10 protein-coding genes and 1 pseudogene are annotated in these 12,846 nt (G+C 58.2%); 8 read left to right on the forward strand and 3 right to left on the reverse strand.

Translation table 11 applies throughout. From position 1 onward, the window contains the following. The coding region (locus RW023_RS08035; RefSeq protein WP_315580697.1) for a hypothetical protein at positions 1-962 on the reverse strand (962 nt) is incomplete at its 3' end. A 549-nt stretch (positions 963-1,511) separates the two neighbouring features. Here RW023_RS08035 and RW023_RS08040 point away from each other — a divergent pair. From RW023_RS08040 to RW023_RS08050, 3 genes and pseudogenes are all read left to right on the forward strand, one after another. Next, on the forward strand, positions 1,512-2,570 hold the full coding sequence (locus RW023_RS08040) for a 3-isopropylmalate dehydrogenase (RefSeq protein WP_315580698.1): 1,059 nt from the start codon (positions 1,512-1,514) through the stop codon (positions 2,568-2,570). A gap of 168 nt (positions 2,571-2,738) precedes the next feature. After that, complete coding sequence (locus RW023_RS08045) at positions 2,739-3,890, forward strand: branched-chain amino acid aminotransferase (protein ID WP_315580699.1); 1,152 nt, start codon at positions 2,739-2,741, stop codon at positions 3,888-3,890. A gap of 337 nt (positions 3,891-4,227) precedes the next feature. Then, positions 4,228-5,634: pseudogene (locus RW023_RS08050) on the forward strand (ABC transporter ATP-binding protein/permease); the annotation flags it as partial. Here RW023_RS08050 and RW023_RS08415 read toward each other — a convergent pair. Continuing rightward, the gene (locus RW023_RS08415) at positions 5,563-5,751 is read right to left on the reverse strand and encodes a hypothetical protein (RefSeq protein WP_399499524.1); all 189 of its coding nucleotides are present in this window, start codon (positions 5,749-5,751) and stop codon (positions 5,563-5,565) included. The pseudogene RW023_RS08050 and the gene RW023_RS08415 sit on opposite strands and share 72 nt — an antisense overlap. Positions 5,752-5,789: 38 nt before the next feature. On the opposite strand from RW023_RS08415, the gene cydC reads away from it, so the two are divergent. From cydC to RW023_RS08075, 5 genes are all read left to right on the forward strand, one after another. Next, positions 5,790-7,595: a thiol reductant ABC exporter subunit CydC gene (gene cydC, locus RW023_RS08055; RefSeq protein WP_315580701.1), complete on the forward strand. Its 1,806-nt coding sequence runs from the start codon at positions 5,790-5,792 to the stop codon at positions 7,593-7,595. A 102-nt stretch (positions 7,596-7,697) separates the two neighbouring features. After that, positions 7,698-8,888 carry a mannose-6-phosphate isomerase, class I gene (manA, locus tag RW023_RS08060; protein ID WP_315580702.1) on the forward strand — a complete coding sequence of 397 codons (1,191 nt, stop codon included), beginning with the start codon at positions 7,698-7,700 and terminating at the stop codon, positions 8,886-8,888. A 68-nt stretch (positions 8,889-8,956) separates the two neighbouring features. Further along, positions 8,957-9,637, forward strand: a complete 681-nt coding sequence (locus RW023_RS08065; protein WP_315580703.1) for a DedA family protein — start codon at positions 8,957-8,959, stop codon at positions 9,635-9,637. Between the two features lie 72 nt (positions 9,638-9,709). Further along, on the forward strand, positions 9,710-11,557 hold the full coding sequence (gene ilvD / locus RW023_RS08070; RefSeq protein ID WP_315580704.1) for a dihydroxy-acid dehydratase: 1,848 nt from the start codon (positions 9,710-9,712) through the stop codon (positions 11,555-11,557). 17 nt (positions 11,558-11,574) lie between these two features. Continuing rightward, positions 11,575-12,264 (forward strand): Pr6Pr family membrane protein, encoded by a 690-nt coding sequence (locus tag RW023_RS08075; protein WP_315580705.1) that lies wholly within the window; start codon positions 11,575-11,577, stop codon positions 12,262-12,264. On the opposite strand, the gene RW023_RS08080 is transcribed toward RW023_RS08075, so the two are convergent. Next, positions 12,247-12,846: YggS family pyridoxal phosphate-dependent enzyme (locus tag RW023_RS08080; protein WP_315580706.1), on the reverse strand; the 600-nt coding region annotated here is incomplete at its 5' end. The genes RW023_RS08075 and RW023_RS08080 overlap by 18 nt on opposite strands.

The following is a 12,846-nucleotide window of genomic DNA, read 5'->3' on the forward strand; positions in this document are numbered from 1 at the left end:
ACACCGATCGCAGAGCTAATTCGTCTGCGCAGCTCATTCCAATCGTTGAAATCCAGCCAGTTGACTCTGAGGAAGCGCCAGCCCTGGTCTTGTAGTGTCTGTTCGCGTTGAACCCACGAGCGTTTTGCGCGGTCGAATTCTCCTTGTGTTGACCCCAGTTTCTCGATCCCATCGAACTCGATGATGAGCTTGCATAGCGGAATCGCAATGTCGGCAAAGAAGCGCTGTCCACCTGCTGAGAGCTCATACTGTGTCGAAAAGTCGTAGGGGCATAGCGAGCGAACCACCCACGCAAGCGCGGCCTCGGCAGGATTGCTACATCCGGGGTCGATTGCACTCAGGATCCGTCGCGAACGGGCAAAGCCACGGCCTCCCTTTACTCGTTCCAAATGCGAAAGGATCTTCTGACGTATGACTTCAGCGCGGCCTCGGCACAGGTCTTGCGAGAAATTACTGAAATCGCACCATTTACGCAGTGCGCTACATCCCAGTGCAAATGCTTGCAGCGCGTCATCGTGCATTGCGCAGCGGATCAACGCGTCATAGGGGTGCTCGGTCAGCATCCCTGAAACCCGCGTGCGTTCCGAGGTAATCGGAGGGCCACGACGATAGACTCGCCTAACCGCGGGCACGGAGACTGTCCCGCATCTGCACGGAGGAATGAGCTGACTTGTTCGGCGCTGCGGCTGGTACAACTCGACATTCGGGTTCGCGATCCAGCCTTGTACGCCGTGGAGTAGGAGCGCTGAGGTACCAACGACAAGCGGCGTTGGCTCTCCTTGCTGGACTGACGCAATAATGCGTGCCATCGCAATTGACTTCCAGATATCCCAGGGTTTTGCGCTGTTCGGATCAAAAGGCAGCTGGACGTAAGCACCGCGATACAAGCGCAATTGTCCCTTGAGTGGGGAGCTGGTGGAGGAGCTCCCGCGATAGCTCAGGGTCACGTGCGGCAGTTGCATGCTCATAGTGGACAGTGTGGCGCGAGGGCGGCGGCTGCGCGTTTTCCTGCCGAAAATATGTGGATGAATCGTTGGAATCCTGAGCTGTGGATAAGTTTGTTGCGTGCGAAGCGAATCTTTCGGGTGGTGTTGGGTCGGTTGAGCGCTGTTTCGCGCTTCGTGTGTGGTGTCTACGGCGGAATCCGGTCACCTCGACGCGGATTGGCACTGGTTGGACTGGCTTGTGCCGGGTATTCACGGTGAAATCCGGCTAGCTCGACTCAGATTGACACCGGTTGGCGTGATTGGCACCGTTTGGAGGATGGGCATTGCGGTTTTTGGGCTATGCGATGCCGCCAAGTGGCGTCAATGCCGCCAAGTGGTGCCAATGCTTCCGCCGCGTTGTGTCGATCGCGGATTGTTCGGACCACAAGGGGCTTTGGCGCGACGTCGTAAGTGGGCATACGCACGAGGCCGTGGCCGAGCTTGGCGTTGCGCCGCCCACCCACCAACCACCCCGAAATATGGACACCTTCTGCCGACCCGCCGCCCCCGCGCAACAATGGCAGCATGACAAATCTGAAACTCGCAGTAATCCCCGGTGACGGCATCGGGCAGGAAATCGTCCCCGAAGGCATCAAGGCTCTGGAAGCCGTTATTCCCTCTGACGTTACGCTGCAGTACACAGAATTCGATCTTGGTGCGCGCCGCTACCACCGCACCGGCGAGATCCTGACCGACACGGACCTCGAGGTCATTGACCAGCACGATGCGATCCTCTTGGGTGCGATCGGCGATCCTTCGGTTCCCTCAGGTGTCCTTGAGCGCGGCCTGCTTCTTAAGCTCCGCTTCTCGCTGGATCACTATGTCAACCTGCGTCCTTCGCGCTACTACCCGGGCGTCCCGACTCCGCTGGCTAACCCCGGCGACATTGATTTCATCGTCGTGCGCGAGGGCACTGAAAGCCTCTACGCCGGAAACGGTGGCACCCTGCGCAAGGGCACGATTCACGAGGTTGCGCAGGAGATCTCCGTCAATACAGCCTTTGGCGTTGAGCGCCTTGTGCGCTACGCATTCGAACAGGCAGCAGCTCGTCCGGCTCACCATCTCACCTTGGTCCACAAGCACAATGTTTTGATTTTCGCCGGTGGCCTGTGGAGCCGCGTCGTCGAGGAAGTGGGGCGCGAATACCCGCAGGTCCGCGTCGATTACTGCCACATTGATGCCGCAACGATCTACATGGTGACCGATCCGGGTCGCTTCGATGTCATCGTCACCGATAACCTCTTCGGCGACATCTTGACCGACGAGGCGGGAGCCGTTACCGGCGGCGTTGGCCTTTCGGCCTCGGGAAATATCAACCCCGAAGGTGCGCACCCCTCAATGTTCGAGCCCGTCCACGGCTCTGCGCCCGACATTGCGGGCCAGGGTAAGGCGGACCCGACCGCAACGATTGCCTCTGTTGCGCTCATGCTGAACCACCTCGGATATGCCGAGCAATCGCGCGCGATCATGGACGCGATTGAAGAAGACATGCGCAACCGTGCGGCCGCTAACGCCGCTGGTGATCCTTTGGTCCGAACGACCGAGCAGATCGGCAACGACCTGGTCGCGCTGATTCGCCGCTGACGAGGCCGGGTCCAGGGGAGTGGGAACCAGAAGGTGCCGCCCCCAAGTGAGTCCCCGCCCCGGAAGGCGCCGCTCACCCCACCCCAACGGGTCAGATAGCGGACCACCCCATGCTTGACCCCCGCGAGGGGAATATTCTGAATGTCATCAGCTTTTGAGGAGGACACGATGACAGAAACGCAGCACACTCCCACCGAATTGGAGCGATTAGGGGAGGAACCTCTGCCTTCGGCAGATGAACTGGCTGGTCGTTTCCCGCTGACCCAGAACCCGAATCCGACCCCGCAGGCGGATTACGAAAAGGCTATGGAGGAACTGAACTTCGGAACAGTTTTCACCGATCACATGGCACACATGCGTTGGACGCCCGAAACCGGATGGGGCCAGCGGGAGGTCATTCCCTTCGGTCCCCTTGATCTGTCTCCCGCTGCCGCTGTCCTTCACTACGGCCAGTCGGCCTTCGAAGGTATCAAGGCCTACCGTCACTCCGACGGCAGTATTTGGACGTTCCGTCCCGGCTTCAATGCCGCGCGTATGAACCACTCGAATTGGCGTCTGGCTATGCCGCAGCTGGATCGCGAGGACTTTGTCGCAGCGCTGGTGAACTACGTGCGTGCGGACGAAAAGTGGGTTCCGGGTGCTGAAGGATCCTCTCTCTACCTGCGTCCCTTCACCTTCGCGTCCGAGCCCTTCCTCGGTGTGCGCTCCGCCCACCAGGTTGATTTCTACGTCATCGGCTCCCCGGTCGGCCCCTACTTCAAGTCGGGCACTCAGACCGGCGTCTCCATCTGGGTTGAGAAGCACTATCACCGCGCCGGCCCCGGTGGAACCGGTTCGGCAAAGGCTGGCGGTAACTACGCGGCTTCGCTGCTCCCGCAAAACTTGGCCGCAGAGCGCGGTTTCAAGCAGGTCTGCTACCTGGATACCTATGAGCACAAGTACCTCGAAGAGCTCGGCGGCATGAATATGTTCGTCGTCATGGCCGATGGAAGCGTGCATACCCCCAAGCTCACCGGAGTGATCCTCGAGGGTGGAACCCGTAGCGCAATTTGCCGCCTCCTGCGTTCGCGCGGCGTGCCGGTGACCGAGGAATCCATCGCTCTTGCCGACTTGGTTGAGGGCATTAAGAATGGCTCGGTTGCGGAGATCTTCGCCTGTGGTACCGCCGCTGTCGTGACCCCGATTGCACGCCTCGCCTCGGATGATTTCGATGTCGAGCTTCCCGCGGGTCCCGTCACCCACCAGATCTGGAAGGACATTACGGACATCCAGATGGGTCGCGCGGAAGATCCCTTCGGCTGGATGTACCGTCTGGCCTGACCCGATTGCCGAGGCCGCGGCCGCCTTCTCGCGCACTTGAGCGTGGGCGCGCCCGCGAGTTTGCATTGTAAACCTTAGTAAAGGGGGCGTTCGGAGTGATCCGAACGCCCCCTTTGTGCACCCTCTGTACTTGCCCCGACCTTCTATATGACTTTCTGTCATTAAGAAGCTAAGGTAGTCCTAAGTAGCGTCATAATGAAATGACGTCATATAGCCGAATGAGGAGAGCGAATCGATGGGACCCGAGCTCAACGCCTCGCAGGGCGCACTACCGCAGCCTTATCCCAAACAGCGGATAGCGAACGTCATCGAGATCATCAAGAATCTGCTGCCTGCGATGTTCCTGATTATTTTTTACATCGAGCTCGGTTCGGTTATTGACTCCCTGATCAGCGGCAATGTCGCTCTCTCGTCACTGGGATACCTTTCACTCTTTGCTGTAGCAGCAGGAATGATGGCTTTTAGCGCCTCTTTCTCGGGCGGTGCACGCCTTCGTGCAGATGAACCCCGTATTCGCCACGCAATGGTCGCTCAGATCTTCCGCCTCGGAGTCAGTGAGCGCACAAAGGAACGCTCAGGTCGCATCGTCAATACTGCAACCGATGGTGTTGAGCGCAGCTCGAATTATCGCGGCACTTTCATCGCGCCAATGCTGGCCTCGCTGATCACGCCGATCATGGTTGTTGCGGTCGTATTTGCTTTCGACTGGGTTTCCGCAGCGATCCTGGCAATTTCCATCCCCGTTGTGCCCCTTACCGTTGGAGCTTTCCAAAGGGCATTCCGTTCGGTGTCCACCCGCTACCGCACGGCCTCGCGCGCTCTTGCCGCACAAGAACTTGATGCGATTCAGGGCCTGTCAACGCTGTCCTACATTGGCGCAGGAAAAGCCGTAGGTCGCACCCTCGCTGATGCGGCAGAGAACGTGCGCGTCAAGGTCATGCGTTACCTTGCGGGAAACCAAATGGTCCTACTGGTTGTTGACGGTGTCTTTTCACTTGGAATGATCACCGGCGCGACTGCTCTTGCCTACTGGCGGCTAAGTGCCGGTCGCTTCAGTATGGGTCAGGCCATCACCCTTGTTCTGCTGTCCTCGATCATGCTGGATCCTCTGGATCGCATCGGTCAGTTCTTCTACATCGGCATGGGCGGTATCGCTGCGACCCGCGAAATTAAACGCTTCACCAGTGAAACTCCTGAGGTTGTCGACCCCGCTGAACGCGGAGCGCTTTCTCCCGCAGTCCTTCCCGCCCCAGGCGAAGTGCGCATCGACGGCGTTTCTTTCGCTTACGAGGCCGACTCCCCGATCCTGCGCAGAGCTACACTTCGCGTTGCCCCCGGAGAGCACATTGCAATCACCGGAACATCAGGCGCCGGAAAGTCAACGCTCTCAAGCCTGATACAGGCGCACCACCGTCCCAGCGCAGGATCCATCTTCATCAATGGCATCGATATCGCCCAGGTACCCCTGCAATGGCTTCGATCGCAAATCGCTGTCGTCGAACAAACCACCTACCTCTTCTCTGACACTCTGCGCGCGAACATTCTGATCGCCAACCCCGCAGCTAACGACGAGGACATCCTCACGGCACTGCGAACAGTCGGCCTCGATGATCTTCTGGCGAGGCTTCCCGAGGGCTTGGATACCCGCGTCGGTGATAAAGGATTGGCCCTCTCAGGAGGTGAAGCCCAGCGTGTCGCACTTGCCAGGGCCTTCATTAAGGAAGCACCAATCCTTTTGCTTGATGAACCCACTGCGCATGTCGATCTGGAAAGCGAAAGACAGATTCTCAACGCTATCGATACCGTCGCACGTGGCCGTACGACCATCACGATTTCTCACCGAGGAGCAACGATCGCCCACGCAGACCGCCAAGTTGAACTGAAGGAAGGGGAACTTCGATGACCCCCCAGAACTTCACGCGCATGGACCTCTCGCGCCGTCTTATTCGCGTCGCTCGTCCTGTCCTTTTCCCGCTTGTTTTCTCTCTACTTGCGCGCATTGCTGCTTTGGTTTTGGGGATTGCGCTCTTTGCAGTGGGAACGTGGGCATTAGGCTCCTATGCCATGGATCCTGCTTCGGTCACCCTGTCATGGGTGATCTGGGCGCTGGTGATTATGTCCCTGCTCAAGGCCCTGTTCCGCTACCTTGAACAATACGCGGGACACTATGTGGCCTTCCGTTCTTTGGCCCTCCTGCGTAACTACTTCTTTGACTCTCTTGAGCCTCAAGCTCCGGCGATGACGGAAGGTGCCGATACCGGTGATCTTCTGTCGCGAGTCACGAAAGACGTTGATCGCGTTGAGGTCTTCTTCGCGCACACCTTGGTGCCCCTAGCAACGGCGGTGATCGTTCCCATCGGGACTGTCGTGTGGATGGGCGTGGCAATCTCGCCGCTTAACGCGCTTGTCCTTGCACCCTTCCTTCTGATTGCAGGCGTTTTCGTTCCATGCTTTGGTGGAAAGACGACCGACCAGGCCGCGCGAGTCCTTCGCGCAACTCGCGGTCAGCTCTCGCACCATGTCACCGACTCGGTTCAGGGCGTGCGCGAGGTCATTGCTTTTGGTGCGCAAGAACGCCGAATCACCGAAATGACGCAGGAGATGGAAGAATACATTTTCCACGCTCAGTACAAGACGTCTTTCTGGATTGCGATTCGCCGAGGCTTCAACCAAGCGCTGCTTCCCCTGGCAATTGTTGCCCAGCTTCTCGTTGCCGTCTTTGCGCTTCCTTCGGGTGCTTTGAGCATCGCTCAGGTCACCATGTCTGTGGGCGTTGCTCTTGCTTCTTTCGCGCCTGTATTGGCTGTCGAAGATCTGACAGCGGATTTGGATCAGGCCTATGCCTCGGCGGCGCGAATCTTTGCCGTGACCGATCGTGAACCGCTGGTTCCCGATCCGGAAAGTCCCCGTCCCATTGCTGGCGGCGGTGATCTTCATATTTCTGACGTGAACTTCGCCTATCCGAAGGTCAATATCGCCTCGGGACTTCACGACGATACGGAGGAATACGAACACCTTCGTCCCCAAGTCCTCCACGAGGTGACCGTCACTATTCCTACCGGCTCGACAACTGCAATCGTTGGCGCCTCGGGCTCGGGTAAGTCAACCCTTGCTGCCCTGCTTGCCCGCGTGTGGGATCCGGACTCCGGTTCGATCACCATTGGGGGAGTGGACCTGCGCGAGGACACCCAGGATCATATTCGCTCTGTCGTCACCTTGGCTCCGCAGCGCGCACACGTCTTCAACGATTCAATTCGCGCAAACCTTCTGCTTGCACGCCCTGACGCAAGCGATGCTGAACTGAACGATGCCTTGGCGGCGGTCGACCTCAGCGAATGGATCGCCTCGGAAAGCGAAGGAATCGACACCAAGGTCGGCGAAATGGGGGAGCGCATCTCCGGCGGACAGCGCCAGCGCCTGGCCCTTGCCCGCGCGTTCCTGCGCGAGACCCCCATCATGATCCTGGACGAGGCCACCTCCCAGGTTGACCGCGAAACCGAAGCTCGCGTGCTGGCTGGGATTCGCCGTCGCACCAGCGATAAGACCTTGATTGTGGTTGCACACCGCCTAGATACCATTCGCGATGCTGATCAAATCATCGTTATGGATTCGGGGCGCATTGTTGAAGTTGGAACTTGGGACGAACTTTATGAATCCGGCGGTGCCCTGCGTGCTTTGGCGGACCGTGAAGAAGGTACACGCTAAACTTTTCACAGATATCACGCGTTTTGTGAAGAGATAACGCCATAGTTCATCTGTGATAACGCGCGGATACGCCGCTGTTACAGAGAAGTTGAGGAGACCGAGATGCAGCAGCTTCAGGGCTGGCGCAAGTTTGACGATTGGGGCTCACAGAGCGCAATCGCCAAATTCTTGGGCGAAACTCCAGGGCCTCGGCCTGTTTCTGAACTCTGGTTCGGTAATCACCCAGATGGTCCGACGCTCCTCCACGACGGTTCAACTCTGGGGGACCTCATCGCGCAAGATCCGAAGAAGGCCCTGGGATCGGGAATCCTCTACGCTTTTGGAACAAATCTTCCCTTCCTCATGAAGGTCATCGCACCCGATGAGACGCTCTCTCTTCAGGTTCATCCCACAAAGGAAATCGCTCGAGAAGGCTACCTACGCGAAGAAGTGCTGGGAATCGAGCGCACCGCTCCCAACCGTTCCTATCGGGACATGAACCACAAGCCCGAAATGCTCTACGCCCTGACCGATTTCGAGGCCCTTATTGGTTTCCGAGTCCCTCGAAAGGCGCGCCGGCTTCTGGAGGGCCTCGAGGGTGAGCTGGCTGAGCTTCTTCGCCGACGACTCAAGCTCTCAACTGTGCGCGGGGGCCTGCGTTCCTTGGCCTCGTGGGTTTTCGATATCGATTCACCCGTCACCCCAGCCTTGGTCGAGGAATTTGTTGATGCCTGCCGCACGCGTCTGGAATCGGGTAATTCCCCGTCGCTTCGCGCCGATCAATTGGTGTGCGAGTTGGAAGCAGTGCACGGTGGTGATTCTGGAATCATCTTGGCATTCCTGATGAATCCGGTTTCGCTTCGTGCAGGTGAGGCTGCGTATATTCCGCCGCGCCAGATCCACGCCTACCAGCGCGGTCTAGGAATCGAGGTTATGGCGGCCTCGGATAACGTCATTCGAGCGGGACTGACCCACAAGCATGTTGACAGCGCACAACTCGTTGAAATTGCCGAGTTCTCGGCGCTCCCGCCGATTCGCCTCGCTCCCGAGCATCCCAGCCCGCATTCGGATCGTTTCTTGGCGCCCGCTCAGGAATTTGAACTCACTGTTACGACCTGCACCCCTAACCTCAGCAATCTTCGCGTTCCGGGTGAGGGGCCTCGAATTGCAATGGTGACGCGTGGACGATTGAGTTTGTCGACCGAGGCCGGGGAGTGCACCTTGGGCCGCGGAGAAGCAGTTTTCATCTCCGCATTCGAACATCAGCTGCGTATCGCAGGTGAGGGTGAACTGGTTCAGTGCTCCGCGCCGTGATTGGCTTTCACAGCTCACGCAAAGGGTGAGCAAAACTCTTCCATGCCTTGCACCGCGATGCTACAGGCATGAGTAATCTTCTTGAACCTATTGTCCAAGCTGTTGTTTCACTTGTTGGCGCGCTCGGTGCCCCCGGTGTCGGTATTGCTGTTGCTGCAGAAAACCTATTCCCACCGATCCCCAGCGAAGTGATCCTGCCTTCCGCGGGTTTCGCTGCTGCATCGGGAAGCATGGGATTGGTGAGTGCAATTGTGTGGGCAACGGTCGGCTCGGTTGTCGGCGCGCTGGCACTGTATGCGCTGGGGGCATGGTTTGGGCGTGCGCGCTTCTACTCCTTGGCTTCGAAGATTCCCTTCGTCAAGGAAGCAGATATCCAGCGCGCCGAAGCGTGGTTTGTGCGCCGAGGCCCGCTGGCAGTTCTTCTGGGACGCGTCGTTCCCGTTGTTCGTTCCTTGATTTCCATTCCAGCCGGTATCGAACGAATGAAACTTCTGCCCTTTACTCTGTACACGGCAATTGGTTCAGGCCTGTGGAATTCCGTTCTTATCGGCGCGGGATATGCGTTGGGGGCGAACTGGGAGATCGTCGAAGAATGGATTTCGCGATACCAACTTATCGTTTTTGGTCTGGCCGGCATTGCTCTGGTCGTGTGGATGGTCAGGAAGTGGACAGCCCGCAGATCCCGTGAAAGTGCAGTAAAAGCAGGCCATTTAAGCGAAAACGTGCGCAAAGCCTCGTCCATCTCGTGAACCTAGCGAGCCGTCGCCCCGAGGTCGAACTAGGGTTGAAGGCGTTACAAATTCGTCATAGGGGAGAAATCCATGAGTAAGCCTTTGCGCTCAGCAACATCGACTCAAGGACGCAATATGGCCGGAGCACGTGCGCTCTGGCGTGCGACCGGAATGACGGATGGGGATTTCGGTAAGCCGATTATCGCGATCGCGAACTCCTACACCCAATTCGTTCCCGGCCACGTCCACCTCAAGGACATGGGCGACTTGGTCGCCGGAGCGATTCGCGAAGCAGGCGGCGTTGCGAAGGAATTTAACACCATCGCTGTTGACGACGGCATCGCAATGGGCCACGATGGCATGCTCTATTCGCTGCCTTCACGCGAGGTGATTGCCGACTCGGTGGAGTACATGGTCAACGCTCACCGCGCCGATGCACTGGTGTGTATCTCGAACTGCGACAAGATCACCCCCGGTATGCTCATCGCTGCCATGCGCTTGAATATCCCGACGATCTTCGTTTCGGGTGGTCCTATGGAATCTGGCGCTTCCATTGAAGGCGTTGTCGAGCACCGCCTTGACCTGATCGACGCGATGGTCATGGCCGTGGATGATTCGGTTTCTGATGCCCAGCTTGCCCAGGTCGAGGCAAATGCGTGCCCGACGTGTGGATCCTGCGCCGGCATGTTCACCGCGAACTCGATGAACTGCCTGAACGAGGCAATCGGCCTGGCACTGCCCGGTAACGGCACCACCTTGGCCACGCAGGTCGAGCGCAAGAAGCTCTTCTTGGAGGCAGGACACCGCATTGTTGATATGTGCCGCGCGTACTACGACAACGATGATGATTCGGTTCTGCCCCGTTCCATCGCTACCAAGCACGCTTTCGAGAACGCGATGAGCTTGGACGTTGCCATGGGTGGCTCCACCAACACCGTTCTTCACATTCTTGCGATCGCTCACGAGGCCGGGGTGGACTTCACCCTGGACGACATTGATGCGATTTCCCGTCGCGTTCCTTGCCTGTGCAAGGTGGCCCCGAACTCGACGAAGTACCACATTGAGCACGTGCACCGCGCAGGCGGTATTCCAGCACTTCTGGGTGAGCTCAACCGCGCTGGTTTGCTGCAGCGCGATGTGCACTCCGTCCATGCTCCTTCCTTGGAAGAGTGGCTTGCTCAGTGGGATATCCGCAGTGGCAGCGCGAGTGACGAGGCCAAGCATCGTTATCTTGCGGCGCCCGGTGGCGTGCGCACGACCCATGCCTTCTCAACCGCAAACCTTTTTGAGTCCTTGGAAACTGATTCCGAGAATGGCTGCATCCGCGATGTTGAGCACGCATACACAAAGGACGGCGGGCTTGCGGTTCTTTACGGCAACATCGCCGAGAAGGGCGCGGTTATTAAGAGCGCGGGTATCGATGAGTCGCTCTTCCACTTCATTGGCCGTGCTTTCGTCGTGGAGTCTCAAGAAGAGGCCGTTGAATCGATTCTGAGCAAGAAGGTTCAGGAAGGCGATGTTGTCGTCATCACCTACGAAGGCCCCAAGGGTGGACCGGGTATGCAGGAAATGCTCTACCCGACCTCGTACCTCAAGGGACTGGGTCTGGGTAAGAAGTGCGCACTGATCACCGATGGGCGTTTCTCTGGTGGTACCTCCGGTATTTCTATCGGTCACATCTCTCCCGAGGCCGCTGCCGGCGGTGCGATTGGCTTGGTGCGCACCGGCGATGAGATCGAGATCGACGTCAACAAGCGTGTGCTTCGCGTGAATGTAAGCGATGAGGAACTTGAGCGCCGCCGCGCGGAAATGGGGGCCACCCCGTGGAAGCCTTCCAAGCCTCGTTCGCGTCACGTCTCTGATGCCTTGAAGGTTTACGGAATGCTTGCAGCATCTGCCGATAAGGGCGGTGTACGCATTCTGCCCGATTGGGCCTAAGCGTGAGGGATAAAGCGATGACCTTAGCGACCTTTGGCCGTTGGGCGTATCTGCTTGTTGCGATCACCGCGTGGGTGGGTGTCGTTTTCACCCTGGTTATTACCGGTGTGGATGGATATTCTCGCGAGGCCGTGGCCCGGCCTGGGATGTTCGGTGGAGCTCCCTTTGGCTGGGCCGGCTTCGGCCAGCGGATGATTGAATGCCTGTCCTATTTCACTGAGTGGTCAAATATTCTGGTCGCTATTGTCGCGACTCTAATCGCGTGGAAAGGTCCTGATATCGGTTCGTGGGGACGTGCACTTCAATTGTGTGCGCTCATGATGATTACCGTGACGGCGATCGTCTACCACTTCTTGATTGCCCCCACTGAAGTACTCAGCGGCTGGTCGGTGTTCACGAACCCGCTCCAACACGTGGTTGTTCCCGCGCTCATGATCCTCGCGGCTCTGCTCTGTGGGCCTCGTGGCGGGCTAGATGCTTCGGTTGTACTGAAAGCACTGGTAATCCCAGTGATTTGGGTGGTCTACACCTTGATTCGCGGGGCTTTTGTCCATCAGTACCCTTACGATTTTGTGAACGTGAGCGTTCTGGGCTACCAGCAGGTCCTGATTAACATCGTTGCGATTTTGTGCGGTGCTCTGGTGTTTCTTGCCCTCATCGCCGGAATCGACTGGGGTGTGGGGAAGGTTCTACCCGCGCGCAACTGAGCGACGCGGACCAAAGACTGCGGTCCCTACACGGACGATTGTCGCTCCTTCTGCGATCGCCCATTCCAGATCGTGGCTCATTCCCATGGACAGTTCCAGGTTGTTTGTTGGGATTGCAAGTTGCTGCGTGGCGGTGTCGCGGAGTTCTCGCAGGAGCGCGTAGCCGCGGCGAACGTCTGCTTCAGCGGGGGAGTTTAGGCCAACGGTCATCAGGCCCGCGAACCTGAGGTGCGCAGAGGCGGCGACGGCCTCGGCAATCGAGGAAAAATCAGCAGGAGAGCAGCCGTGTTTGGTGTCTTCGCCTGAGACATTGACTTCGACGAAAACCGGGAGCTCTGCCGCTGCTCGTGAATCGATTTTCTGTACCAAGGCAACGGAATCAATCGATTCAATCGCGTCGATACAGGAGAGCGCCTGATTGATCTTATTGGATTGGAGCGGTCCGATCAGGTGAATCTGAGCCCCTGGGACCTCACGGATCGCATCCACGGTTGCTTTCGCTTCTTGTACTCGATTGTGCCCCAAGAGGATCGGCTGCCCCAGATCGCTCAAGGCCTGGGCGGCTTCGTGGCACTCCTCGGG

The organism is uncultured Actinomyces sp., assembly GCF_963542285.1.
Lineage (GTDB): Bacteria > Actinomycetota > Actinomycetes > Actinomycetales > Actinomycetaceae > Pauljensenia.